Genomic DNA, 24,639 nt, shown 5'->3' with positions numbered 1-24,639 from the left:
CCGAGTCTGCCCAGGTGGCATGACTCAAACAAAAGGGTCTCCGAGAAACCCGGGGCGGTTCAGGCCTGCCAGCAATGGAATGCCGATCTTGACGATGGATACGCCGGTGCGACGGGCAACAATGAACACCAACGGGATCAGCAACACAAAGCCGATCTCGAAGAACAGCGGGATGCCCACCAGAAAGGCCGAGAACATCATGGCCCAGTGCACTTTCTGCTTGCCGAAGGTGCGTATCAACGTTTGCGCAATCTGGTCCGCGCCGCCCGAGTCCGCCATCAGCTTGCCGAGCATGGTGCCCAGGCCGAGGATGATACCGACGAACCCCAGTACGCCGCCGAAGCCGTCCTGAAACGATTTCATGACTTTTTCAACCGGCATCCCCGAGGTCAGGCCAAGAAAGCCTGCCGCCAGGGTCAGCGCGACGAAAGGGTGTACCTTGAAGGTGGTGATCAACAGTACAAGGCCGACGATGGTCACCAGCGCATCGACGAGCAGGAACGTCTCATGGGTCATACCGAACATGGGTGTTTCTCCGGTTTATTGTTTTAAGGAGCTGTTAACAGCGCCGACGTTAATATCGTGTGTACGCAAGACAGCGCTGTCTTCTGCGCTCACGCCTTTATCAGGCGTGGTAGTCTTTCCACCATGCTGCGGCTTGTTCACCGATGACATCGATAGGCTGCGATGCGTCGACGATCAACGTCAGCGGCTCGCCGTAAGGCGGCTCAAGGGTTGCGAACTGGCTGTCCACCAGACTGGCGGGCATGAAATGCCCCGGCCGGTGCGAGCAACGTTCGGCGGCAAGTTCCTTGGTAAGTTCCAGGAAAACAAAACCCAGGCCGGGTACGGCATCGCGCAGACGCTGGCGATAGATAAGCTTGAGTGAGGAGCAGGTCAGCACAGGGTGCTCACCGTTTGCCAGGGCAGCAGCCATCTCTTCGCCCAGGCGGGTCAGCCAGCCGGCCCGGTCGTCATCATTGAGAGGGGTTCCGGCGCTCATTTTTTCGATATTGGCGGGAGGGTGGAACGCATCGCCTTCGATCAGGCGACCGCCGCTGTTGCGGGCGATCTCGGCACCGACGGCGCTTTTGCCGCAGCCAGAGACACCCATTACCACAAGGGCGGAAATAGCAGTATTCGCAGTTGTCACAGTAGGCACCTCATCTGGAGACAGCGCTGTCTTTGTCCGGTGGACATCAGGCTCAGCCCGGGCTGTTCCAGTTTTTGTCGTTGTTTTGGGCTCATCAATAAGCATTGGAGGCTGTTCTCCGCGGCGACCCTGACCGGGTGGCCTATGTGAAACCAGCGATAAAGCATTGTCACCTTCCATGAGACAGCGCTACCTTATGGGGCATTCGACACATTTGGCAACCCCTATGTTAGTTGGCAACGCATGATCCGCATTGGTTCCCGCTCTACTGGTCGCCCTACGCTCAATGAGGTGGCGAGGCTTGCCGCCGTGTCGCCGATCACGGCCTCCCGGGCGCTGCGCGGCGTTACCACTGTTGCGCCGGAGCTGGCGGAAAAGGTCCGCGCTGCGGCACAGACCCTGGGCTATGTCGCAAATTCTGCAGCCAGGGCGCTGGCCTCTTCCTGCAGCCAGACCGTCGTTGTGCTGGTGCCTTCACTTTCCAACCAGTTGTTTATCGAGACGCTGGAGGCCATTCAGGACGTGTTGCGCATCCGCGGTCTGGACGTGGTGATCGGCAACTATCACTACTCGCCCGATGAGGAAGAGAAACTGCTGCGCAACCATCTGGTCAATCGTCCGCGCGGTATTCTGCTGACCGGTTTCGATCACACCGCAGCGTCGCGCCAGATGCTTGAAACCAGCGGCGTGCCTTGCGTGCACATGATGGAGCTCGATACGCGACTGGGTACCTATTGCGTCGGCTTCTCGCAACAGCAGGCCGGAGCAGAAGCCGCACGCCATCTGCTGGGGCGTGGTCGTCGCCGACTGGCTTACATGGCCGCTCAGCTCGACCCTCGCGTATTGCAGCGCGGGGCCGGGTTTCGCCAAGTGCTGGAGAACGCCGGGCTGTTCGACCCCGAGCTGCAGGTCTCGACGCCTCAGTCGTCCTCGATTGGCCTGGGTGGTGAGTTGTTTGCCCGCCTGCTGGAGCAACATCCGGATGTCGACGGAGTTTTTTTCTGCAATGACGACCTCGCGCAGGGCGCTGCCCTTGAGGCTTTGCGTCTGGGCGTCGCCATTCCCGAACGCGTATCGCTGGTGGGCTTCAATGACCTGCCCGGTTCTGCCCACATGGTGCCGCGCCTGACCTCGATACGCACGCCCAGGGAGGAAGTCGGGCAGCGCGCGGCACAGCTGCTGCTGGGCCTGCTCGACGGGGTCACGCAGCATTCGCAGGTGGATCTGGGGTTTGAGCTGGTGGTACGGGAAAGCTCCTGAGTATTTATTAAGGCCATCCCTGCATGCTTCCCCCCTGGCCATCACGCTGACCAGTGGTCGTTGCGCTCCGGGCTTTCCCGACGCTGGGCTGGAGTGCCCGACGGCCCTGTCCTGCAACGCTGCTGATACCCTCATTCGGACGGTTTCGGTGCGTCTGGACTGTTATTTCTGACAGTACCCATCCCCTCGTGTTGAGTATTCAATGACCCTACGTTTTTGGATCGGAGCGGCATAAGTGTCTTGGCCGCATCGTTGGATGACGGGGATATATCTTCTTATCTATTCCCCGTCCTGGCGGTCTTACAAGACCTATTGAAGGGTGAGAGAAATGCAAAAAAAAGCATCTCAAAACGTTAGAGCTCTGACTCACATCGCAGACCCGGTCGGTTCAGGAGTCCCTCTGGACATCGCGTGGTTGACCGGCATTATCCCGCTGGGCTTTGTACCCGCTGAGATCGTTATCAGTCCCGATGAAACTACGCTGTATGTCGCTCATGAGAGTGGCCGCGAAGTCAGCGTGGTCGACATCGCCAGTGCAAGCGTGGTCGGCAGTATCAAGCGGGCAGGCGCGGGTGCGATTACCCTGAGCCCCGATGGGAAACGGCTTTACACCATTGGCCAGAAGAGGTGCTACGTGGTGGACACGCGCTTGCGGGAGGTCATCAGGATACTTCCGGCTGCCAACGTCAACCGTATCCTGTGCAGCCCGGATGGCCGTTTTATCTGCCTGTCCTTTCAGAATGCGCTTGGCGGGCTTATCCGCCTGATCGAGACCGAGAACTACACGGTCGAAAACGAGTTTGATCTGGGTGCCCTGACCAATGCGTCGCTGGCCCTCGGGATCAGCCCCCTGAATGACCGGTTTTACGCAACGATGCTGGTCGACCGGACGGCACCCACCGATGTTCTTGCAATCAGCAGGGTGGATTACCTGCAGCATGATATTCCCGGATTTTCAGATCCGCGGTCGATGGCCTTCAGTTCCGATGGCGCCTGGCTGTACGTGGGCGGAATCGACGAGGTGTACATTATCGATGCCGCCACCAACAAAATGTTTTATCGGGAGAAGATAGGTACCCAGGGCTATCCGGTAAAAGTCATAGGCGTCACGCCGGATGAGCGCTATGTGTATGCGATCTACACCTGCAATTACGACGTCTACCGGATCGACACTGTGAAGGGAATCGCCACCTGTATCGCCTATTTTCCTTCGGTGGGCGGCGCAGTACTCAACAGGACCGGTACGTATATCTACTCCTCCCACCCGGACATGAGCTGGATTTCGATCTACAGGCTGTAGGTGCGCCTGCCAAACCTGCCACGGCGGATGACGCAGGCGCAGTGGTCGGTTGTCTTTAGTCATTGGGGCTTGCGCTGTCAGTCAGCATTCAGCGCCGCGATGCCGGCCTTGGCCACTTGTGCATCCTGCTCGGCCTTAACGCCGGAAACACCCACCGCGCCAATCACCTGACCGTCGACGATGACCGGAACGCCGCCTTCCAGCGAGGTCAGCAGCGGGGCGCTGAGAAATGCCGTACGCCCGCCGTTGACCATTTCTTCGTAACCTTTGGACTCACGTTTGCCGAGTGCCGAGGTACGGGCTTTTTCGATCGAGATATAGCTGCTGATCGGCGACGCCTCGTCCAGTCGTTCGAATGCGAGCAGATGGCCGCCGTCATCAACGACCGCGATGGCCACAGCCCAGCCATTGGCCTGGGCCTCGTCGCGTGCGGCACCGAGCATCAGGCTCACTTCGGTTTGGGTAAGGACGGCTTTGATTTTCATGGGTTGCTCCGGAGCATTGGTTATTGGATAGGAGTTCAGCGAGATTCTGGAGTACCAAGCGCTTCATCAATCAGCTCGATCCAGTGCCGTACCGAAGTTCGGTTGGCGCTGGCCAGGTGAGTCTGACAACCGATATTGGCGGTGGCGATGACCTGAGGTTTGCCGCTTTCCAGCGCGTTCATGCGGTTGTCGCGCAATTGACGGGCCAAGGCCGGCTGAGTGATTGAATAGGTGCCGGCAGAGCCGCAGCATAAATGGCCGTCCGGCACCTGGGTCAGGTTGAAGCCTAGACGAGTCAGTACGCGTTCCACTTCACCACCGAGTTTCTGTGCGTGCTGCAAGGTGCATGGGCAGTGGAACGCCAGTCGCGTGTCGACCTTGATGCCCAGGGTTTCCAGCGGCTCGTCACGCAGTACTTCGACCAGATCCTTTGTGCACGCACTGATGCGCTCGGCCTTGTCTGCATAGGCTGGGTCGTGGCGCAGCAAATGGCCGTAGTCCTTGACGAATGCACCGCAACCGCTGGCCGTCTGGATGAGGGTTTCGGCACCGCCTTCGAGCGCGGGCCACCAGACGTCGATGTTGCGCCGCGCCCGGTTCAGACCTGCCTCCTGTGCATTCAGATGGTAATCCACGGCGCCGCAGCATCCGGCCTTGCTGACCGCAGTAATACCGATGCCCAGACGATCAAGCACGCGTGCCGTGGCAGCGTTGGTATTAGGTGACAGACCTGGCTGCACGCAACCATCAAGCAGCAGCGCCTGACGCGCATGACGAGTGGTCGGCCGCAGCCCGGCAGCATGGACTGTTGCAGGCAGTTTGGTTGCCAGTGTCTGCGGCAACAAGGGCCTGAACTTCATGCCCATTCCGGTCAGCAAACGGAACAGTCCAGCATTGGGAATTACCTGGCGCAGGCCTTCACGCAGCAACCGCTGGCCAAGCGGGCGGGGCACCAGGGCCTCAACCGCTGCACGGCCGATGTCCAGCAGGTTGTGATAATCCACGCCGGACGGGCAGGTGGTTTCGCAGTTGCGGCAGCTCAGGCAGCGGTCCAGGTGCAAGCGGGTTTTTTCGGTGACTTGCTGGCCTTCGAGCACCTGTTTGATCAGGTAGATCCTGCCGCGCGGGCCGTCCAGCTCATCACCCAACAGTTGATAGGTCGGGCAGGTGGCATTGCAGAAACCGCAATGCACGCAACTGCGCAGGATGTGTTCGGCCTCTTCGGCGCGGGGCAGGGTTCTGGCGTGTTCACTCAATGTGGTCTGCATGCTTAAAACTCCGCGTACAGTCGGCCGGGGTTGAAAATGCCCTGCGGGTCGAGCCGGGCCTTGAGGGCCTGGTGGTAACGCAGTACAGGTGCGGCCAGCGGCTGGAACGGGTTGTCGACAACGCCCTGGCTGTAGCAGGTTGCATGCCCGCCAGCCGCCGTGGTGATCGCTCGAATGGTTTCGCCGTCTGCGTCGGATTTCAGCCAGCGTTGTGCGCCGCCCCAGTCGAGCAGTTGCTCGCCTGGCAGTTCCAGTACGGCGCTTTGGGCAGGTACGCAGAGCCGCCATAAAGGTCGCGGGTCCAGAAAAAAGGGCAGGCGCTGCTCATTCAACTGCTGCCAGTAAGCGCCATCGAACACTTCGCCACCGAGCCTCTCATGGGCTGCTGCCACCGAGCCTTCGCCGCCCTCAAGACGCAGGCGCAGCACTTGACCGTCGTGGCTGGCTGCGCTGATAGGCATAGGTTGCTGACCCCATTCAGCGAGGCGGGCCAAGGCTTGCGAGCTGTCCATCTGCAACGCGATGCTGCTGCACAAACGCGGTTTGGGCAGCACCTTGAGCGACACCTCGGTCAGCACCCCAAGGCAGCCGAAACTGCCTGCCATCAGGCGTGAAACGTCATAGCCTGCAACGTTTTTCATGACTTCGCCGCCAAAGCGCAGATGCTTGCCGAGGCCGGTGATGACCCGGGTGCCCAGCACGAAATCACGCACCGACCCGCTCCAGGGGCGGCGCGGGCCCGACAGTCCTGCGGCGACCATGCCGCCGAGCGTTGCGCAGCCAAAATCGGGCGCTTCACAGGGCAGCATCTGGCCTGCGGCGTCCAGCACCTGCATCAGCTCGCTCAGCGGCGTACCAGCGCGGACGGTGATCACCAGTTCTGTCGGGTCGTAACTGACGATGCCACGGTGTTCGCGGGTATCGAGCACCTCGCCTGCTGTCTCACGGCCAAGCAAGGCCTTGCTGTTGCCACCCTGAATACGCAACGGAGTGCTGTCCCGTAGCGCTTGATCGACCCGTTCGAGCAGAGCCTGGCTGACGTCTTTGTCCATCTCGCTCATCAGAAGCGCTCCAGTTCGGGAAACGGCAATTGCCCGGCATGAATATGCATGGCACCGAATTCCGCGCAGCGATGCAGGGTCGGGATGTTCTTGCCGGGATTGAGCAGGCCGCTGGCGTCGAATGCGGCCTTGATGGCATGGAAAAAAGTCAGTTCGTCACTGTTGAACTGCGCGCACATCTGGTTGATCTTCTCGCGACCGACACCGTGCTCGCCGGTGATGCTGCCGCCGACCTCGACGCACAGCTCAAGGATCTTGCCGCCCAGCGCCTCGGCGCGCTCCAGCTCACCCGGTTGATTGGCATCGAACAGGATCAGCGGGTGCATGTTGCCATCGCCAGCATGGAACACATTTGCCACGCGCAGGCCGTACTGAGCTGACAACTCCTTGATGCTGCGCAATACCCCTGGCAACTCGCGTCGCGGGATAGTGCCGTCCATGCAGTAGTAATCCGGTGACAGACGGCCCACGGCGGGGAAGGCGTTCTTGCGCCCAGCCCAGAAGCGCACCCGTTCGGCCTCGTCTTTCGCCTGACGCACTTCGGTCGCGCCAGCCAGTGTCAATACCTCGCGAACCCGTTCGCAATCGGCATGTACATCGGCTTCGACCCCGTCCAGCTCGCAAAGCAGGATGGCTTCTGCATCAACCGGATAGCCTGCGTGAATGAAATCCTCGGCGGCACGAATCGCCAGATTGTCCATCATCTCCAGCCCGCCGGGGATGATGCCTGCGGCAATGATATCGGCCACCGCACCGCCGGCTTTTTCCACGGAATCGAACGCCGCCAGCAGCACTTTGGCCACCTGCGGCATGGGCAACAGCTTGACCGTGACTTCGGTAATGACACCGAGCATGCCTTCGGAGCCGGTAAACAGTGCCAGCAAGTCGAAGCCCGGTGAGTCCAGCGTGTCGCTGCCCAGGGTCATTGGCTCGCCTTCGACGGTCAGTATCTCGACCTTGAGCAGGTTGTGCACGGTCAGTCCGTATTTGAGGCAATGCACGCCGCCTGCATTTTCTGCCACGTTGCCGCCGATGGAACAGGCGATTTGCGAGGAAGGGTCGGGTGCGTAATACAGACCGTGGGGTGCTGCTGCCTGGAAAATGGCCAGGTTGCGTACGCCGGGCTGGACCCGCGCCAGACGAGCAGCCGGATCAATAGCGAGGATCTGATTGAAGCGCGCCATCACCAGCAGCACGCCTTTCTCCAGTGGCAGTGCGCCACCCGACAACCCGGTGCCCGCGCCGCGAGCGACCACCGGCACGCGATGCGCATGGCACAGTTTGAGCAGCGTCTGCACTTCTTCGACATGCCGTGGCAGCACCACCAGCATCGGCGTGGTGCGATAGGCCGATAACCCGTCGCACTCGTAGGGCCGAAGCTCTTCGGCGCGGTGCAGAATGTCCAGGTCGGGCAGTTGGCGTCGTATCTCGTGCAGCAATTGCTGCTTGTCGACTGCGGGCAGCGCGCCGTCGATGCGTTCGTCATAAAGAATATTCATGCAGGCACCCAGCGTTGTTTTTATCGGGTTAATGCATCCTAGCTCATTCAGCACAAGGCTTGAGTTGACAGCGTCAGGCGGATCGCGCAATTTACGCATTACGTAATGTTGTTACGAAAATAATAAACACAGCACCCGTGCGTCAGGCAGGCGACTTCCGTGGACCTATTCACTTACTACCGCTCGACCTCAAGTTACCGTGTGCGTATTGCGTTGGCCCTAAAAGGGCTGGATTACGCTGCGATCCCGGTCAACCTGCTGCTTGATGGCGGCGAGCAGCGCACACCCGGCTACAAGGCGGTCAACCCGCAGGGCAGGGTGCCTGCATTGAGGCTGGACGATGGCGTGGTCATCACCCAGTCACTGGCGATCATTGAATACCTGGAAGAGTGCTACCCGCAGCCTGCGTTACTGGCGCAGGATGCTGTTCTGCGTGCGCGCCAGCGGGCCGTTGCGGCGCTGGTCGGCTGTGACATTCACCCCTTGCACAACGTTTCGGTGCTCAACCGGTTACGCGGTCTGGGTCACGACGAACCCGCTATTCTGAGCTGGATCGAGCACTGGATCGGCGAAGGTTTGCAGGCCGTCGAGCAGTTGATCGAAAAGGATGGTTTCTGTTTTGGTACGAGCCCCGGCCTTGCGGATATTTACCTGTTACCACAGCTGTATGCAGCCCATCGCTACAACGTCCAACTGAGTGCATACCCGCGTATCCAGCGGGTCGAGCGTCTGGCCATGCAACATCCGGCCTTTCAACAGGCACACCCTGATGCACAATCGGACAAGCCGGAGTAGGCTGCCCTCATGAAGATTCTTGGTCTGCAACTGATATTCGGTGATTTTCTCGCGCGCAGCGTGCGAGGGATCCCGTGTGCGCCGCCCGCAGGACAGTGATTGCGCTGGTTTAACCACTCTCACTTTTCCTGCAAGGAGCCAGTCATGGCTGATCTCTACGAAAACCCCATGGGCCTGATGGGCTTTGAATTCATCGAATTCGCGTCACCGACCCCCAACAGCCTGGAGCCTGTGTTTCAGATGATGGGTTTCACCAAAGTCGCAACCCATCGCTCCAAGGACGTGACACTGTATCGTCAGGGCGCGATCAACCTGATCCTCAACAACGAGCCGCACAGTCTGGCCTCATACTTTGCCGCCGAACATGGCCCTTCTGTATGCGGCATGGCGTTCCGCGTGAAAGACGCGCAAAAGGCCTACAACCGGGCACTTGAACTGGGCGCACAACCGGTGGAAATCGCCACCGGCCCCATGGAATTGCGCTTGCCCGCCATCAAGGGCATCGGTGGCGCGCCGCTGTACCTGATAGACCGTTTCGGTGAAGGCACCTCGATTTACGACATCGACTTCAACTTCATCGAAGGCGTTGATCGCCACCCGGTCGGTGCCGGCCTTAAATTCATCGATCACCTGACCCACAACGTGTATCGCGGGCGCATGGCGTACTGGGCAGGTTTCTATGAAAAGCTGTTCAACTTCCGCGAGCTGCGCTATTTCGACATCAAGGGCGAATACACCGGTCTGACCTCAAAGGCCATGACCGCCCCGGATGGCATGATCCGGATTCCCCTGAACGAAGAGTCGTCCAAGGGCGCCGGGCAGATCGAAGAGTTTCTGATGCAGTTCAACGGCGAAGGCATTCAGCATGTGGCGTTCTTTACCGATGACCTGATCAAGACCTGGGACGCGCTGAAGGAAACCGGCATGCGTTTCATGACGGCGCCGCCGGATACTTACTACGAAATGCTTCAGGGAAGACTGCCCGATCACGGTGAGCCGGAGGCCGAGCTCAAGTCACGCGGTATTCTGCTCGATGGCTCTTCCGAAGGAGGCGAGCGTCGCTTGCTGTTGCAGATATTCTCCGCAACGCTGATGGGCCCGGTGTTTTTCGAATTCATTCAGCGCAAGGGCGACGACGGGTTTGGCGAAGGCAACTTCAAGGCGCTGTTCGAATCCATCGAGCGTGACCAGATACAGCGTGGCGTACTGACGCCGGATTGAGCGATAACCGGAAGTGTCCGCCTTGCGATCAGACGAGCCTGCTCAGGCTCGTTCTGAGTCATTTGTGCTTGAGCACGTCAGCCTGTCGATTGAGAGACGAGATATAACGCTCGGTAAATTCATGCGCTGGCATGGGACGACCATACAAATAGCCCTGACCCTCGTCGCACACATAATGGCGCATCAGACTTTCCTGCTCGCGGGTTTCTATGCCTTCTGCCGTGACCTGGAGATTGAAGCCGTTCGCCAGCCTGATAACGGCCTCAATGATGACTTCGTCTTTCTTGCTGCGCTCCACGCCACTTACGAATGAGCGGTCAATTTTCAGCCGTGTCACCGGATAGTCTTTCAGCAGGCTCAGGGACGCATAGCCGGTACCGAAATCGTCGAATGCAATGCCCACACCCAATGAGCGAAGGTGGCGCAACGGTTCCATAATGCGTTGTTCGTTTCGCAGGATGATGTTTTCCGTGATCTCCAGCTCAAGTGAGTGTGCCGGCAAGGAAAAGTCTTCAAGCGCACTTTCAACCATTTCGGCAAAGTCACGCATGCGAAACTGAGCGGCGAACAGATTGACGCCGATGCGAAATTCGTCACAGCCGGTGTTTTGCCATTGCGCTGCCTGCTCACAGGCTGAGCGCAGGATCCATTCGCCCACCGGTACCGCGAGAAGACCCGCTTCCAGTGCAGGTAGAAAAACCGCCGGAGACACCACACCCAGTGTCGGATGGTTCCAGCGTATAAGGGCTTCGGCTCCGGTAATACGACCGTCCGCAAGTCGTACCTGAGGCTGGTAGTACAGCTCGAACTCTTTGTTGGCCCACGCCTGACGCATCGATGAGCTGAGCGCGCCTCTTCTTGACGCGGTCTGTCGATGCTCGGAGGTGAAGGTGCGAACAAGGGAGCGTCCGTCAGACTTGGCCTGGTAGAGCGCCAGATCCGCATTGCCGAGCATTTGCTCCTCGTCGTAGTCGGAGCCGGACCTTACGGAGACGCCGATGCTGGCACCGATGTAGATTGAATTGTCTTCAAACTCAATCGGCTCCTCGATGACCGCTATGAGCGCCAGGCCCAGCCTGGTTGCGTTGTCAGGGTCTGCCGTGTCTGACAGGAAAACGACAAACTCATCGCCGCCCAGACGGGCGACCATATGGCAGGCCGGTACGTGTTCGCGAAGACGCTGAGAGGTCACCTTGAGCACAAAATCGCCCGCAGCGTGGCCCAGCGTGTCGTTGACGTCCTTGAAACCGTCCAGATCGATCAGCAGGATAGCTGCTGGCAGCTGCGCATCGCACGCCTCCTTGATCCGCCTTTTGAGTGTCGATCGATTGGCAAGCCCGGTCAGATGATCGTATTCAGCCGCATGCTTGAGTAATTTGTCCGCCTCGACACGCTGGGTGACGTCACGAATGATCGCCCCGAATTGTGGCTCGCCGGCATACGTCCATTGTGAGAGCGAAAGCTCGATCGGGATTGTATGACCGTCGCGATGTATGGCCGTCAGGTTAATGGATTTTCCGATAATGAATGTCGGGCCGCCTGACGCCACCCTCGACAAACCTGCATGATGCCTGGAGCGCATTTCTGGCGGAATAATAATGTCGAGAGGCTTTCCCAGGGCGTCCTCGGATCGATGTCCGAAAATGAGCTCGGCCGAGTTGTTCCATGAGATGATCCGGTTTTTGCTGTCCGAGCAGATAATCGCGTCGGGTGAAGTCGAGGTGATATTCATGAAGCGGGCGTGGCTGTCTTCATTCTCAAGCGCAAGCCGACGCAACTCCATTCTTTCGATGACTATGACCGCCAGATCCTTAAGAACCAATTGATCTCGCTGCGAGAAAGTCTCCCGAGGTTTATTGTCGATCAGGCACAGGCTGCCCAGCACATGACCGCTGGCGGTTATCAGCGGCGCCCCGGCATAAAAGCGAATATAGGGAGCGCCTACTACCAAGGCGTTTGAGCTGAATCTCTCATCCTGCAATGCATCAGGCACCAGAAAAACGTTACGGCCCATGAGCGCAAAATTACAGAATGAGACGTCACGGCCCGTTTCGCAGACATCGAGGCCGATACGCGCCTTGAAGAATTGCCGATCGCGATGAACCAGCGAAATCAGCACAATGGGCACATCGAAAATCCGCGATGCCATTTGCACGATCTGATCGTATTCGTGCTCAGGTGGGGTATCCATCAACGAAAAAGCATTCAAAATCCGAATACGCTCTTCGTCGTCATCGCCGACTGGGTAAGTACTCATTTGAGGTCATCGCTATAAGCTGATCGCGCCTGAAACTCGAAGCGATCGATGTACAATGCCGCTGTGCCGGCATCGGTGAAAACACCCTGCCAACACGCGCTTGCGCCATGCCGGAAAAGCAAAGTTCGATACATTGCAGCACCTCTCACAGTAGTGTATCGGTAGCTGCCTCTAGCAGCTTAGAAGCTGTATCGTCAAAAAACCGAATACCTGTAATGACTTCTTGAGCAACTAGCCTGCGGGGCATTCATTCAACTAAGCCCCGCGTGACCTCGGTGTAACAACGTGTTCGGGTTAGTGGCGCTAAGGTATGGAAACTGCATGGCGGGGTTCACTGCCAATTTGATGACAACCCTATGAAACGGCTTTCCTTTATTTCGACGAGGCTTACACCTTCGGCGCTCAGCAAAGCGTTGATCGGCTTCATTGCCCTGGTCTGTCTATCGCTGACCCTGGCTACCGTCTGGCAGATGAACCAGTCGAAGCTCGAGCGCGCGGCCACCGCCAGGATTGCGGTGTCCAATATCGTGCTTGCCGCTGAGCAGCAGGCTCAGGACACCCTGCAACAGGCTGACAATACGCTGCGTGACCTTGTCGAGCGTGTGGAACAGGACGGGGTCGCAGGCCAGCAGCAAAGCCGCTTGACCAGGCTGATGGCTCAAGACCTGATAAACGTCAAAGGGCTTCAAGGGCTGTTCATCTACGATGCTCAGGGCAACTGGGTCGCCAATTCCTTTGCCAACGGAGTGCACACCAGAAACAACGAAGACCGCGATTACTTCATTTACCATCGCGATAACCCTGACCCGTCCATTCATGTGGGGTCTATCGTAGAAAGCCGTAATACCGGGGATATGGTCATCCCGGTCAGTCGGCGTATCAATGCTGCGGATGGCAGTTTTGCTGGCGTTGCACTGGCCACCGTGCCGGTGGCTTATTTCCAGGCTTTTTTCCAGCGCATGGATGTAGACGACAAGGGGGTGATCTTTCTCGCTCTGAACAATGGCGACCTGCTGGCGCGGCGCCCCACATTAACCGCACTGATGACCACCAATGTCGCCAAGGGCGATATCTTCACTCGCTATCTGCCCTACAGCGACAGCGGCACCGCGTTGATCAACTCCGTGGTGGACGGGGTGGAAAGGATCTACGCCTATCGGCGGGTGTCCGGGTTGCCGATCGTCGCCGCTGCAGGCGTCTCCTGTCAGCATGTGTTCGCGCCCTGGTGGGCCTATGCATACCGGTCCATGACCATCACCGGCATTATTATCCTTGCGCTGGTTTTGCTTGGCGTCCTGCTGTACCGGCAAATCCAGCAGTTGATCAATGCGGAAGGTGAACTGAACATCGCCAGGAACGAGCTGGAGATCATCGCTCACACGGACAGCCTCACGCACCTGGCCAATCGACGCTGCTTCGATGCGGCCTTGCAGCAGGAGTGGGGGCGGGCGAGCCGGAATACTGCAACTATCGCGATCATTCTGCTGGATATTGACTGGTTCAAACAATACAACGACACCTACGGTCATCAGCAGGGAGACGACTGCCTGAAGCAAGTGGCTGGGCTCATAGGCAACAGTCTTGACCGGGCTGGGGATATCGCGGCACGTTACGGCGGCGAAGAGTTTGTCATTCTGCTGCCTGAAACCGACCTGGCAGGGGCGCTGAAGATCGCGGAAAAAATCAGATCATCCGTTGAAACCAATCGTATAGAGCACTCGGCCAGCCCGCTGGGCAAACTGACCATCAGCTCGGGCGTGGTGTCGATCAACGCAGCAGAGAAGGATGGACATACCGCCGCGTTGGCGGAAGCGGATCGGCTGCTTTACCTGGCCAAAACCAGAGGGCGTAACCGCGTCGAAGGTCGGCTGATTCACGGCTGGCATGGAGCGAGCCATTTTGCTTGGGTATCAACCGCCTCTTCCTGAGTCAGTCTGACGGACGGCTACCGCCCATACGCTCGCTGATGGCCTGCGCCGTTTGCAAAAGCCGTCTGGCCGCCAGATTCTGCGTCTCGTCGTTCAACACCGATCCCGGCCCGACCACGGTGATCACGCCTACCAGCTTGTTGCCCATGGCGAACAGCGGTGACGAGGCTGCATTGATACCCGGCATCAGCAGGCCCTGAATCTGGTGCACGCCGGTGGTACGAATCTGCTCGACATGCTGCTCGACCTCACGCAGCTGGCCGGAGCTCAGCAACGGGACTTCCTGCTCGCGAAGCGCAGCGGTTTCGCGCCCGTTCAGAAAACTGTCGAACACCAGGCCGGTGGACGAGCCAAGTAGCGGCAGCACCGAGCCGATCTGCGTCACCAGCGTCACTGCACCCATCGAGGGCTCGACATACACCACGGTCGGCCCCTTGTTGCCCCATACCGCCAGAAAGCACGTCTGGTTCAGTTCATCACGCAGGCTGGCCAGCCACGGCGCCGATACTTTCAGCACGTCCAGTTTGCCGAGTGAGGCCAGCCCGACCAGCAACGCTTCGCGCCCCAGCCCGTAGTGATTGTTGACAGCATCCTGCTCGGCAAAGCCACTGGCAATCAGCGCCTGTAGATAACGATGAACCTTGCTGGCAGGCATGCCCAGATGCTCGGCCAGTTTCGACAGGGAAGTGGAGGGCGACAGATCGGCCAGCGCCTTGAGCACGCCCAGCCCAACTTCGGCGGCCTGAACCTTTTGCTGACGTCCGCCTGTCGAGCTTTCGATGTCCTGGGTCATGGGTGCTGTGCGCCTATCGGGAAAGGCAGCTTTATAGCTTGACCGGCTGGCAAACTCAAATTACGTTATGCGTAATCGTTTTACGTTAAATGATGTTTTACCCGTCTCTGCCCGACCCCATAACAACAAGAGGTCCAGATGGCTATCCACTCCCGTTCCGACGCAATGGCTTATCAGTCGGGCTTTGGCAACCAGTTCAGCAGCGAGGCGCTGCCCGGAGCATTGCCGATTGGCCAGAACTCTCCGCAGAAGCACCCGCTGGGGCTTTATGCCGAGCAGTTCTCGGGTACTGCCTTCACGGTCGCGCGCAGCGAAGCCCGGCGTACCTGGTTGTATCGCATCAAACCTTCGGCGGCCCATCCGCGTTACCAACGCATGGGTCGGCAGATCGCCGGTCAGGAGCAGGGCCCGATCAACCCCAACCGGCTGCGCTGGAACGCCTTCGATATCCCCGCCGAGACTGTCGATTTCATTGACGGCCTGATCCCTTTGGCGAGTACCTCGGCCGCGGATCAGGCAGACGGTGTGAGCGTCTACGTATACGCAGCCAACACTTCGATGCAGCGTGCGTTTTTCAGCGCCGATGGCGAATGGTTGATTGTGCCGCAACAGGGGCGACTCAGAATCATCACCGAATTGGGTCTGCTGGACATCGAGCCGCTGGAAATCGCCGTCTTGCCGCGAGGCATGAAGTTTCGCGTGCAACTGCTCGACAGCAGCGCCCGCGGTTACATCTGCGAGAACCACGGTTGCGCCTTACGCCTTCCGGAGCTTGGTCCGATCGGCAGTAACGGGCTGGCCAATCCACGTGATTTTCTGACGCCAGTGGCCTGGTTTGAAGACAATCAGCAACCGGTGGAGCTGGTGCAGAAGTTCCTTGGTGAACTGTGGTCGACACACCTGGAGCATTCACCCTTTGATGTGGTGGGCTGGCACGGTAACAACGTTGTGTACAAGTATGATCTGCGGCGTTTCAACACCATCGGTACGGTCAGTTACGATCACCCGGACCCATCGATTTTCACTGTGTTGACTTCACCAGGTGCCGCCCACGGCCAGGCCAATATCGATTTCGTTATATTCCCGCCGCGCTGGATGGTGGCGGAAAATACCTTTCGCCCGCCGTGGTTCCACCGCAACCTGATGAACGAATTCATGGGCCTGATCGATGGCGCCTACGACGCCAAGGCTGAAGGCTTCATGCCCGGGGGCGCCTCGCTGCACAACTGCATGAGCGCGCACGGCCCGGATAATGTCACGGCAGAAAAGGCCATTGCTGCCGAGCTGAAACCGAACAAAATCGAAAACACCATGGCTTTCATGTTCGAGACCGGCAAGGTATTGCGTCCCAGCCGCCACGCGCTCGGCTGCCCGCAACTGCAAGCCGATTACGATGCCTGCTGGAACGACATGACCAGGACATTCAACAAGGAACCGCGCCGATGACTGGCTCTCTCAATCGTCGTAGCTGGGTGGCATCGGCCAACGAGCACGCTGATTTTCCGTCGCAGAACCTGCCGCTGGGTGTGTTCAGCCATGGCACTACCGGCCCGCGTGGTGGCGTGGCGATTGGCGATCTGATTGTCGATCTGCGCGCAGCAACAGCCGCCGCGGTTTTTCACGGGCAGGCCGCTGAAGCTGCCGAAGTGGCCAGCCGTGACCAGCTCAACGATTTCTTTGCACTGGGCGCTCCAGCACGTCAGGCATTGCGCAGCGCATTGCTGCAACTGCTGGATGCGGACAACCCGCAACGTGACAGTATGCAGGCCGTTGCAGGTTTGCTGCTGCCGATGAGCGAGTGCAGCCTGCACATGCCGGCGCGGGTAGGTGATTATTCTGACTTCTACGTTGGTATTCACCATGCGCTGAACGTCGGAAAGCTGTTCCGTCCGGACAATCCGCTGCTGCCCAACTACAAATATGTGCCGATTGGCTACCACGGCCGGGCATCGACCCTCTGCACATCCGGTACGCCGGTCCGGCGGCCCAATGGGCAGACTCTTGCGCCGGGTCAGGACGTTCCCGTTTTCGGTCCCTGCAAACGCCTGGATTACGAACTGGAGCTGGGTGTGTGGATCGGGCCGGGGAATGCGCAGGGCGATGCCATCGCGATTGACCGCGCCGCGGAGCACATCGCCGGGTTCTGCCTGCTCAACGACTGGTCGGCGCGTGACATTCAAGCGTGGGAGTACCAGCCGCTGGGACCGTTTCTGTCCAAGAGCTTTGCCACGACGATCTCGCCCTGGGTGGTAACCGCCGAAGCGCTGATACCCTTCCGCAGCCCCCAGCCACTGCGTCCGGAGGGCGATCCTCAGCCGCTGCCGTACCTGCTTGATCAGAATGATCAGCAGGGTGGCGCGCTGGACATCGAGCTGGAAGTGCTGCTGCTGACCGCGCAGATGAAGGCCGAGGGGTTGGAGCCTTACCGGTTGGGTCTGAGCAACTCGCTGAACATGTACTGGACCGTGGCGCAGATGGTCGCACACCACAGCGTCAACGGTTGCAAGCTGCAACCGGGCGACCTGCTTGGCACGGGTACGCTGTCCGGTCCTCAGACAGGTCAGTACGGCAGCCTGCTGGAGATGACCGCAGGCGGCAAGCAGTCAGTGGCGTTGCCCAACGGTGAAAAGCGCATATTCCTGGAAGCTGGCGACGAGGTCATCCTGCGTGCCCGTTGTCATCGGGAAGGGCAGGTGTCGATTGGCTTTGGCGAGTGCCGGGGCATCGTACTCGACTGAAAAACCGGATCAGAAGCCTCAGGGAGTCACTTCGTACCAGCCCAGAAACATGTTCAACGCCGACTCGACCACATCACTTTGCTCCTGAGGGTTGAGCAGTGCGGCATTGAAGGTTACCTGTGGCCAGAATGCGAACGACTTGAGCAACGCGTGCATCTGCGTCGCCGCAAAACCGGGGTCGACAGGCTTCAGGCGACCGCCTTTCTGAGCCGCCCGGATCCACGCGCTGAAGGTTTCTTCGCGCTCATTGATACGGGCCATCCACACTTGAGCACGCTCGGGCGAGTGAATTATAGCGCCCACCACGACACGCGCCAGGTCGAGAAAATTACTGTTGGTCAGGTTGTGCATCTTGCCCCACAGCAGGTCTCGAAGTTGCTCGCGCAGACCGAAATTGGGGTGATAAATCACTTCCGATTGCGGCGGGGCACAGCTCCACAGACGCTGCAGCATCTCGGCGAACAGCTCTTCCTTGCTGGGGAAATGGTTGTAGACCGTGCGTTTGGACACCTCGGCCCGAGCAGCGATGCGGTCCATGCTGGTGACCTCGAAACCACGATCGCCAAATTCGGCAATAGCTGCCTGGACGATGGATTCGCGTTTCTGATCGGTGAGGCGCATGGGTGCGGTCATAGGTTCGCTTCAAACGGACGTTTAGAGAAAGTTACACTCAGCAGTTTACTTGTCGCCAAGGATCATGCAAGCTTAAAACTACACCGTGTAGTGTAAAACACTGTTACATATCTTTCATCGAGCATCCTGCAACGGGATCACGTACAAAGTATGCACGGCTGGTGCCTCAACCTGTTCCCAGGAGTCAGCAAACCATGGCCTCGACACATCAGAAAAAGGATGCTTCTTCACTGCCTGTCCTGTCCTGTCCCGTCATGAGGGGCGATATCGGAATCATGCGACGATGAAACCGGCGAGTCTGCTGCGAACGCTCCGCATTTTTTGGGATCAGGCATTCAATAAGCCCAAGGACACGCGCCCCGCAGGCGAAATTCCGGTGCAGCCGCTGTCGCGTCAGCAGTTGCTGGCAGCGCCCAACAACACGGTGTATCGCCTCGGGCATTCGACGGTCCTGCTCAAATTACGCGACCAGTTCTGGCTGACTGATCCCGTGTTTGCCGAGCGCGCGTCGCCGGTGCAGTGGGCGGGGCCGCAGCGCTTTCATCAGCCGCCGATCAGCCTCGAAGAGTTGCCGCCAATCAAGGCGGTGATCCTTTCGCATAACCACTACGACCATCTGGATCGTATGGCGATCAAGGCGCTGACCGACAAGACCGAGCATTTTCTGGCACCACTTGGTGTAGGCGATACGCTGATTGAATGGGGCGTACCCGCGCACAAGGTCCGCCAACTGGACTGGTGGCAGTCCACCGAAGTGGCGGGCATCGAATTTGTCGCTACGCCTTCGCAGCATTTTTCCGGGCGTACGCTGCTCGACAGCAACCGCACCCTGTGGGCGTCCTGGGTGATGATCGACGGCGATCAGCGGATCTTTTTCAGTGGCGACAGCGGCTATTTCGATGGCTTCAAGACCATCGGCGAGCAATACGGACCGTTTGACCTGACGCTGATGGAAACCGGGGCCTATAACGTCGAATGGCCGCATGTGCACATGCAACCCGAGCAGACGCTGCAGGCACATCTGGACCTGCGCGGTCGCTGGTTGCTGCCGATTCACAACGGCACCTTCGACCTATCGATGCACGCTTGGCACGAACCGTTCGATCGCATCCTGGCGCTGGCCTGGGAGCAGAATGTCTCGATCACCACGCCGATGATGGGCCAGCCGTTCTATGTGCAATACCCGTGTCGCGGTTTGACATGGTGGCTCGGCGTCGATGAAGTTGCCGAGCCTGAACCCGAGCCCGAGCAGCACGGCCGAGTAACGAACTGCAAATGCCCTCGGCAAAATGCCTGAAACTGCCCGCGCCATTGCTGAACTGATTTTTTAAATAGCAGCACCCAGATTTTGATTTGTCATATGAGCACGCGCACGGCCTAATCCTGATCATCGAAAGTAATAGTGACGGTATGCAGGTGCGTAGCTCGGCGGTTCGGAATATGGGGTTGATGGTCAGTATCGTACTGGTGGCGCTCAACCTGCGCCCATCGATGGCAGCGGTCGGTCCGTTGCTTGCGGCGATTCGTCTGGAGGTGCCGCTGGGCTTCGGGATGGCGTCATTGCTGACCATGCTGCCGATCATGGCCATGGGGCTGGCGATGTTTTTCGGCATCGGCATCGCGCGTTACCTGGGGACGCATCGCAGCATCCTGCTTTCACTGGTGCTTATCGGCCTGGCAACCCTGGCGCGTCTGGTTCTCGATTCTGCTGTCGAACTGATTTTCAGCGTCGTGTTGGCGGGGCTGGGTATTGCCTTGATTCAGGCGCTGATGCCCGCGTTGATCAAATCGCGCTTCAAAGCCAATGTCTCCTTGTGCATGGGCTTGTATGTGACTGCGATCATGGGCGGGGCCGCGCTGGCCGCTTCATTCAGCCCCGTGGTAATGGGTAGCAGTGGCAGTTGGCGCTTCGGCCTGGCGGTCTGGTCACTACTGGCTCTTCTGGCAATGTGCTTCTGGTTTGCCCAGCGGCGCGTATTGCGCTCCGATGCGTCAACCACTGCAGGGCTCCGGCAGACTTTCTTCCACACGCCTTGGGCCTGGATGCTGGGAGTTTTCTTCGGCCTCGGTACTGCGTCCTATACCTGCGTACTGGCCTGGCTTGCGCCGTATTATCTGGAGAACGGCTGGAGCGAGCAGGATGCCGGCCTGTTGCTGGGCTTTCTGACCCTGATGGAGGTCGTATCGGGTCTGCTGGTTCCGGCGCTGGCTAACCGCAGTCGCGATAAACGCGTAGCGCTGGCGGTGCTGCTGGTGTTGATGATGATCGGTTTTGCCGGGCTGATTCTGCTGCCGCAGCGGCTGGGCCTGCTGTGGACCTGTTTGCTGGGGTTGGGGATCGGCGGTTTGTTTCCGATGAGCCTGATTGTGTCTATGGACCATGCCGATGATCCTCGACAGGCAGGCGGCCTGACCGCATTCGTGCAGGGCGTGGGTTATCTGATTGCCAGCCTGTCGCCGCTGTTTGCCGGAATAATCCGCGACCTGACGGGCAGCTTTGCGGGTGCATGGTGTTCACTGATGGCGTTGGTCGCGATCATGCTGTTGATGGTGGTGCGACTCGACCCCCGGCGTTATGCTGATCATCTGCGCGACGCACTCGGCGAACCTGTCATCACTGGCAGATAGGCGGCATGATCGCATTTTGATGCTATCTTGTGCGCGTTGACCTGACCGCCTGGTCACAGCGCCAGCGAGATACCTTGATGCTTAACAGTAATGCCCTGAGAAAGCTGGACATGCAGGACCTGATGGTCTTTGTCTCGGTGTATGAGCAGCGCAACCTGACCCTGGTCGCGGAAGCGTTGCATGTCAGCCAGTCGACGGTCAGTTACTGCCTGAAAAAGCTGCGTGCGAACTTCGAGGACGACCTTTTCATCTGCACCCGCAACGGCATGCGCCCGACCCGCAAGGCATTGGCCATGCACGACCATGTGCAGCAGATTCTCCGCTCGGTCAATCTGTGCCATGACGGCCTCGATCTGTTCGACCCGACTCGCAAACAAACGACCTTCACGGTCTGTGCGCCGGAGTATTTCGAGCTGCTGGTATTGCCGCATTTGATGCGTGACTTCGCTGCCGCTGGTTTCTCGGTGACGGTCAATGTGCAAAAACTTGAGAAGCAGTTGCCTGCCGAGCAGTTGAACGACGGTCGTTTTGACCTCGTCCTGTGCTTCGGGCCTGGCTTTCACCGAGTCCCGGACAGTCTGATTTCGCAGGTGTTGATGGAGGATGATCTGGTTTGCGTCATGGACTCCAGGTTCGCGCCGCTCAGCGCCCTGATCGACACTCAAACCTTCGTCCAGCACCGTCATGTCTACCCGACGCCGTGGACGTCCGACACCAACATGGTGGATGGCTGGCTGCAGCGACAGGGTCTGGAGCGCAACATTGTCGCGCGGGCCAACAGCTATCGGGCGGCCTTGCAATTGCTGGAAGGCACCGATTTCATGCTGGTTCTGCCACGGCGTATTCAGACGCTGCTGGGTAATGAACCGTGGATTTCCGTATTCGAACTGCCACCGGACCTGCCTGGCTTCAGCCTGGACATGCTGTGGAGCGCCCAAGCGGATCGAGACGAAGCCAGCGGCTGGCTGCGTGAACAAGTCGTGAAGGTGTGTGCCGAACGCGGCTTGCTCTGACGGGTGTCAGTTGCCTGACTTGTCTTTCTGCGGGTCGGGTGAGGTGGCAGGTCGGGCCTGTTCGCCCTGCTGATTGAGCTGTTTGTTCTTCTCGCCCACCTTGCCGGCGTTTTCCGGTTTGTGATCGAGGTCTTCGCGTTTGGATTCATCTGCCATGACCGTATTCCTTTTTGTCGGGGGGTGTAGTTATTGGTCAGTGTGGCGGGTGCAAGATTCGATTTAAATGACGCGCGGTTTATCGCCCGGTGCTGTTAGCGTCGGACGCTGAACCGCGCACATCAATCAGCTCAACAGAGTGATCAAGTCTTTGGCCGCCTGCGCAGAGCTGGCCGGGTTCTGGCCAGTTACCAGCTTGCCATCGGTCAGCACGTAGACGCCCCAGTCGTCGCCCTTGGAATAGTCACCGCCCAGTTGCTTGAGCGTGTCTTCGACCAGAAAAGGCACGACATTGGTCAGGCCGACCGCTTCTTCTTCACTGTTGGTGAAGCCTGTGACACGGTGGTCCTTGACCAGCGGCTGGCCGTCCGGCGACTTTACGTGACGCAATACGCCAGGTGCGTGGCAGACCATCCCGTGTGGCTTGTCTGCCTTGGCAAAGGCCTCGATCAGCGCGATGGAGTCCTTGTCTTCAGCCAGGTCCCACAGCGGGCCGTGACCGCCCGGGTAGAACACGGCATCGAAATCGGCCGCATTGACGCCAGACAGAAGGCCCGTATTGGCGAGCGCTTTTTGCGCATCGGCATCTTTGGAGAAGCGCTTGGTGTCGTCGGTCTGAGCATCAGGCTCATCGCTTTTCGGGTCCAGCGGTGGTTGACCGCCTTTCGGAGAGACAAGCGTAACGTCGGCACCGGCCTCTTTGAACGCGTAATACGGCGCGACGAACTCTTCGAGCCAGAAACCGGTTTTCTTGCCGGTGTCGCCCAGTTGGTCATGGGATGTCAAAACCATCAGGATTTTCATGTGCATGCTCGTCTTCGAAGGGGTGAGAGGGTGTAGACAGGCAAAAACCTCAAGTGTTGTGAGAATTTTTTACCGCCGGAACGAGCAGGGCCGGATGTCGACACAATGACGTGCGTCGACATCCGGCCCTGTTTCACCGCTGCGTTTTCGGATGAGGATCATTGCTCCTTGGTCAGATCCACCAGCGGTTCTTTGCGCACTTCTGTCTCGCGACCGTCCTGAATGTGCTTGACCTGCCCAAGGGCTTTGTCGACAGCACCTTTGTCAGCCAGCAGACTGTAGCTGATCTGGAACTGGCGTTGCTCTTTCGGCGCAATGGTTGGCACCAGATTCAGCGGGCGCTGGAAGCGGCGGTTGTAGGAGAAGCTGGTCCCCGGTTCCAGTCCGGTGACGTAGCCCTGGCCTTTGGTGTCGGTGTTTTTCCACAGCGAGAACACCGGCAACTGCTTGGTATTGAAACCGACCGACACGCCCAGGCTGCCAGCCTTGTTGTGCAGCACGGTCAGCGTGTCACCCTTGGCATCGCCGTAGGGCACGATGTTGTAGACCGTCTCGTCGTAATCCGGCGTCGGTGCGCGGTAGGTCTGCCAGTCGCCCAGGTCACCCTTGGCTTTTTCATTGAACGGCGAGACCTGCTTGACCGGCGCTTCGAAACGCGCCCCCTGCTCGAGGAACGGCGTGCTGAAGTTGCTGTGGTACAGCGCCTGGTGTTCTTTCGGATAGTCGCCATTGTTGGTCAGCGTATCGTTGAGCGAAAAGCTCGTGCTGCCTGGCTCGGTGACCAGTTCGGTCTGCACCGAGAAGTCGACCTTCTTGAACGCCTGCTCCTTCAATTCACCCTTGAGGCGGATCGCGTAGGGCGGCTTTTCGTCGATCTGCAGTGTCACCTTGCTCGCCGGAATGTTGGCAGCGCGACCGTGCAGGGTCAGCAGTTCGCCATTGTCCATGCCCGGGTGGCCCACCCACTCGTATCCGCAACGGGTCACCAGTTCGTTGAAACCCTCCAGCCAGCCCAGCCCGCCGCGGCCATTGAGCTCGATGAAGGCCGGATTGACCACGTCCTTGACCGGCGAATCCCAACCCATGCGCACATCGCCGACTGATGCCTGCAGCACGTTCATGCCACGGGTCGGGACGACTGACAGCTTCATCGTGCCATTATCGATATCGATAATGCTCACGCCTTCCTGACGACCGCCATGCAGCGTACGCATCGTGACAGTGAACGGCTTGTCGGTCTTGACGCCCAGCTGCTGACTGGTGATCTGCTGATTCTGCGCAGCCTTGTCGGTGTCGAGCAGCACATAATCCCAGGCAAACACACCGGAAGCGGCTGTGAGGGCACCGAGGCCCACGAGCAGGGGAAGGGATTTCATGGTGGTGGTCCTTCTGTAATTATTGGAATTATGGTGCTGCATATCGTTTCAACAGCTATTTAACGCCTAGTTAATCGATTCAGCAATGGGTCGAGTCGAGGCAAAGCGCTTTTCAATCACCATTGCACTGAAGACACGGAGTGCGACGTTATCGAAGTAACTCGCCGAGGGGCGAAAAGGTGACCTGAGTCGAGCCCCAATTCACCTTACATCACAGAACCGGCGTGTGACGCGGAGCGTCACGAACTGCATTCCCACGCGGAGTGGTATG

The 24,639-nt window shown here is 58.8% G+C and carries 20 protein-coding genes and 2 pseudogenes; 10 read left to right on the top strand and 12 right to left on the bottom strand.

Going from position 1 to position 24,639, the window contains the following annotated elements; all coding sequences use genetic code 11:
• Positions 1–57 precede the first annotated feature (57 nt).
• Together AO277_RS25495 and AO277_RS25490 are read right to left on the bottom strand one after the other, a co-directional pair.
• A pseudogene (locus AO277_RS25495) lies at positions 58–525 on the bottom strand (GntT/GntP/DsdX family permease); the annotation flags it as partial.
• Positions 526–625: 100 nt separating this feature from the next.
• Positions 626–1,114 carry a gluconokinase gene (locus AO277_RS25490; protein ID WP_099259154.1) on the bottom strand — a complete coding sequence of 163 codons (489 nt, stop codon included), beginning with the start codon at positions 1,112–1,114 and terminating at the stop codon, positions 626–628.
• Between the two features lie 282 nt (positions 1,115–1,396).
• Between AO277_RS25490 and gntR the strand changes: the two genes are divergently transcribed.
• Together gntR and AO277_RS25480 are read left to right on the top strand one after the other, a co-directional pair.
• Complete coding sequence (gene gntR, locus AO277_RS25485; RefSeq protein WP_002554155.1) at positions 1,397–2,413, top strand: HTH-type transcriptional regulator GntR; 1,017 nt, start codon at positions 1,397–1,399, stop codon at positions 2,411–2,413.
• Positions 2,414–2,741: 328 nt separating this feature from the next.
• Positions 2,742–3,713, top strand: a complete 972-nt coding sequence (locus AO277_RS25480; protein WP_002554154.1) for a WD40 repeat domain-containing protein — start codon at positions 2,742–2,744, stop codon at positions 3,711–3,713.
• 77 nt (positions 3,714–3,790) lie between these two features.
• On the opposite strand, the gene AO277_RS25475 is transcribed toward AO277_RS25480, so the two are convergent.
• From AO277_RS25475 to glcD, 4 genes are read right to left on the bottom strand one after another with little or no spacing between them, the layout of a single operon-like run.
• Complete coding sequence (locus tag AO277_RS25475; RefSeq protein WP_044319067.1) at positions 3,791–4,198, bottom strand: heme-binding protein; 408 nt, start codon at positions 4,196–4,198, stop codon at positions 3,791–3,793.
• Between the two features lie 35 nt (positions 4,199–4,233).
• Positions 4,234–5,466, bottom strand: coding sequence for a glycolate oxidase subunit GlcF (glcF, locus tag AO277_RS25470; protein ID WP_002554152.1), 1,233 nt, complete (start codon positions 5,464–5,466; stop codon positions 4,234–4,236).
• A gap of 2 nt (positions 5,467–5,468) precedes the next feature.
• Positions 5,469–6,527: a glycolate oxidase subunit GlcE gene (glcE, locus tag AO277_RS25465; protein WP_044319068.1), complete on the bottom strand. Its 1,059-nt coding sequence runs from the start codon at positions 6,525–6,527 to the stop codon at positions 5,469–5,471.
• Positions 6,527–8,026, bottom strand: coding sequence for a glycolate oxidase subunit GlcD (gene glcD, locus AO277_RS25460; protein WP_044319069.1), 1,500 nt, complete (start codon positions 8,024–8,026; stop codon positions 6,527–6,529). The genes glcE and glcD overlap by 1 nt, the downstream gene beginning before the upstream one ends.
• Positions 8,027–8,185: 159 nt before the next feature.
• Here glcD and maiA point away from each other — a divergent pair, with 159 nt between their 5' ends.
• Positions 8,186–8,821, top strand: a complete 636-nt coding sequence (gene maiA / locus AO277_RS25455; RefSeq protein WP_005744496.1) for a maleylacetoacetate isomerase — start codon at positions 8,186–8,188, stop codon at positions 8,819–8,821.
• Positions 8,822–8,965: 144 nt separating this feature from the next.
• Positions 8,966–10,042 carry a 4-hydroxyphenylpyruvate dioxygenase gene (gene hppD, locus AO277_RS25450; protein WP_031595842.1) on the top strand — a complete coding sequence of 359 codons (1,077 nt, stop codon included), beginning with the start codon at positions 8,966–8,968 and terminating at the stop codon, positions 10,040–10,042.
• A gap of 58 nt (positions 10,043–10,100) precedes the next feature.
• Here hppD and AO277_RS25445 read toward each other — a convergent pair whose 3' ends face one another.
• The gene (locus AO277_RS25445) at positions 10,101–12,299 is read right to left on the bottom strand and encodes a putative bifunctional diguanylate cyclase/phosphodiesterase (protein ID WP_031595840.1); all 2,199 of its coding nucleotides are present in this window, start codon (positions 12,297–12,299) and stop codon (positions 10,101–10,103) included.
• 356 nt (positions 12,300–12,655) lie between these two features.
• Here AO277_RS25445 and AO277_RS25440 point away from each other — a divergent pair, with 356 nt between their 5' ends.
• Positions 12,656–14,227 carry a sensor domain-containing diguanylate cyclase gene (locus AO277_RS25440; RefSeq protein WP_044319070.1) on the top strand — a complete coding sequence of 524 codons (1,572 nt, stop codon included), beginning with the start codon at positions 12,656–12,658 and terminating at the stop codon, positions 14,225–14,227.
• Between the two features lies 1 nt (position 14,228).
• On the opposite strand, the gene AO277_RS25435 is transcribed toward AO277_RS25440, so the two are convergent.
• Complete coding sequence (locus tag AO277_RS25435) at positions 14,229–15,020, bottom strand: IclR family transcriptional regulator (protein ID WP_044319071.1); 792 nt, start codon at positions 15,018–15,020, stop codon at positions 14,229–14,231.
• 138 nt (positions 15,021–15,158) lie between these two features.
• Here AO277_RS25435 and hmgA point away from each other — a divergent pair, with 138 nt between their 5' ends.
• The gene (gene hmgA, locus AO277_RS25430; protein ID WP_044319072.1) at positions 15,159–16,466 is read left to right on the top strand and encodes a homogentisate 1,2-dioxygenase; all 1,308 of its coding nucleotides are present in this window, start codon (positions 15,159–15,161) and stop codon (positions 16,464–16,466) included.
• Entirely contained in the window at positions 16,463–17,758 is a 1,296-nt protein-coding gene (fahA, locus tag AO277_RS25425) for a fumarylacetoacetase (RefSeq protein WP_044319073.1), read from the top strand. Before hmgA ends, fahA begins: the two co-directional genes overlap by 4 nt.
• Positions 17,759–17,776: 18 nt before the next feature.
• Here the strand turns inward: fahA and AO277_RS25420 are convergent, their stop codons facing one another.
• On the bottom strand, positions 17,777–18,391 hold the full coding sequence (locus AO277_RS25420; protein WP_044319074.1) for a TetR/AcrR family transcriptional regulator: 615 nt from the start codon (positions 18,389–18,391) through the stop codon (positions 17,777–17,779).
• Positions 18,392–18,585: 194 nt separating this feature from the next.
• Between AO277_RS25420 and AO277_RS25415 the strand changes: the two are divergent.
• From AO277_RS25415 to AO277_RS25405, 3 genes and pseudogenes are all read left to right on the top strand, one after another.
• Positions 18,586–19,688: pseudogene (locus AO277_RS25415) on the top strand (MBL fold metallo-hydrolase).
• A 113-nt stretch (positions 19,689–19,801) separates the two neighbouring features.
• On the top strand, positions 19,802–21,019 hold the full coding sequence (locus tag AO277_RS25410) for a cyanate transporter (protein WP_002554139.1): 1,218 nt from the start codon (positions 19,802–19,804) through the stop codon (positions 21,017–21,019).
• A gap of 77 nt (positions 21,020–21,096) precedes the next feature.
• A complete protein-coding gene (locus AO277_RS25405; protein ID WP_044319078.1) occupies positions 21,097–22,032 on the top strand; it encodes a LysR family transcriptional regulator in 936 nt (311 codons plus the stop codon).
• A gap of 6 nt (positions 22,033–22,038) precedes the next feature.
• Here the strand turns inward: AO277_RS25405 and AO277_RS25400 are convergent, their stop codons facing one another.
• The 3 genes from AO277_RS25400 to AO277_RS25390 form a co-directional block, all read right to left on the bottom strand.
• Positions 22,039–22,188: a hypothetical protein gene (locus AO277_RS25400; protein ID WP_002554136.1), complete on the bottom strand. Its 150-nt coding sequence runs from the start codon at positions 22,186–22,188 to the stop codon at positions 22,039–22,041.
• A 126-nt stretch (positions 22,189–22,314) separates the two neighbouring features.
• Entirely contained in the window at positions 22,315–22,992 is a 678-nt protein-coding gene (locus tag AO277_RS25395; protein ID WP_044319076.1) for a type 1 glutamine amidotransferase domain-containing protein, read from the bottom strand.
• A gap of 158 nt (positions 22,993–23,150) precedes the next feature.
• The gene (locus AO277_RS25390; RefSeq protein WP_044319077.1) at positions 23,151–24,368 is read right to left on the bottom strand and encodes an aldose 1-epimerase family protein; all 1,218 of its coding nucleotides are present in this window, start codon (positions 24,366–24,368) and stop codon (positions 23,151–23,153) included.
• Positions 24,369–24,639: the final 271 nt, after the last annotated feature.

The organism is Pseudomonas amygdali, assembly GCF_002699855.1.
Classification (GTDB): domain Bacteria; phylum Pseudomonadota; class Gammaproteobacteria; order Pseudomonadales; family Pseudomonadaceae; genus Aquipseudomonas; species Aquipseudomonas amygdali.
This window is presented reverse-complemented; position numbering and strand designations above follow the sequence as displayed.

What these genes read in the sequence shown, in the direction of transcription:
- AO277_RS25490 (WP_099259154.1), bottom strand. Translation starts at nt 1,114, where the DNA reads ATGGGTGTCTCTGGCTGCGGCAAAAGCGCCGTCGGTGCCGAGATCGCC.
- AO277_RS25410 (WP_002554139.1), top strand. Translation starts at nt 19,802, where the DNA reads ATGCAGGTGCGTAGCTCGGCGGTTCGGAATATGGGGTTGATGGTCAGT.
- fahA (WP_044319073.1), top strand. Translation starts at nt 16,463, where the DNA reads ATGACTGGCTCTCTCAATCGTCGTAGCTGGGTGGCATCGGCCAACGAG.
- hppD (WP_031595842.1), top strand. Translation starts at nt 8,966, where the DNA reads ATGGCTGATCTCTACGAAAACCCCATGGGCCTGATGGGCTTTGAATTC.
- AO277_RS25480 (WP_002554154.1), top strand. Translation starts at nt 2,742, where the DNA reads ATGCAAAAAAAAGCATCTCAAAACGTTAGAGCTCTGACTCACATCGCA.
- gntR (WP_002554155.1), top strand. Translation starts at nt 1,397, where the DNA reads ATGATCCGCATTGGTTCCCGCTCTACTGGTCGCCCTACGCTCAATGAG.
- AO277_RS25395 (WP_044319076.1), bottom strand. Translation starts at nt 22,992, where the DNA reads ATGAAAATCCTGATGGTTTTGACATCCCATGACCAACTGGGCGACACC.
- AO277_RS25400 (WP_002554136.1), bottom strand. Translation starts at nt 22,188, where the DNA reads ATGGCAGATGAATCCAAACGCGAAGACCTCGATCACAAACCGGAAAAC.
- AO277_RS25405 (WP_044319078.1), top strand. Translation starts at nt 21,097, where the DNA reads ATGCTTAACAGTAATGCCCTGAGAAAGCTGGACATGCAGGACCTGATG.
- glcD (WP_044319069.1), bottom strand. Translation starts at nt 8,026, where the DNA reads ATGAATATTCTTTATGACGAACGCATCGACGGCGCGCTGCCCGCAGTC.
- AO277_RS25440 (WP_044319070.1), top strand. Translation starts at nt 12,656, where the DNA reads ATGAAACGGCTTTCCTTTATTTCGACGAGGCTTACACCTTCGGCGCTC.
- glcF (WP_002554152.1), bottom strand. Translation starts at nt 5,466, where the DNA reads ATGCAGACCACATTGAGTGAACACGCCAGAACCCTGCCCCGCGCCGAA.
- glcE (WP_044319068.1), bottom strand. Translation starts at nt 6,527, where the DNA reads ATGAGCGAGATGGACAAAGACGTCAGCCAGGCTCTGCTCGAACGGGTC.
- AO277_RS25420 (WP_044319074.1), bottom strand. Translation starts at nt 18,391, where the DNA reads ATGACCGCACCCATGCGCCTCACCGATCAGAAACGCGAATCCATCGTC.
- AO277_RS25435 (WP_044319071.1), bottom strand. Translation starts at nt 15,020, where the DNA reads ATGACCCAGGACATCGAAAGCTCGACAGGCGGACGTCAGCAAAAGGTT.
- AO277_RS25475 (WP_044319067.1), bottom strand. Translation starts at nt 4,198, where the DNA reads ATGAAAATCAAAGCCGTCCTTACCCAAACCGAAGTGAGCCTGATGCTC.
- AO277_RS25445 (WP_031595840.1), bottom strand. Translation starts at nt 12,299, where the DNA reads ATGAGTACTTACCCAGTCGGCGATGACGACGAAGAGCGTATTCGGATT.
- AO277_RS25390 (WP_044319077.1), bottom strand. Translation starts at nt 24,368, where the DNA reads ATGAAATCCCTTCCCCTGCTCGTGGGCCTCGGTGCCCTCACAGCCGCT.
- hmgA (WP_044319072.1), top strand. Translation starts at nt 15,159, where the DNA reads ATGGCTATCCACTCCCGTTCCGACGCAATGGCTTATCAGTCGGGCTTT.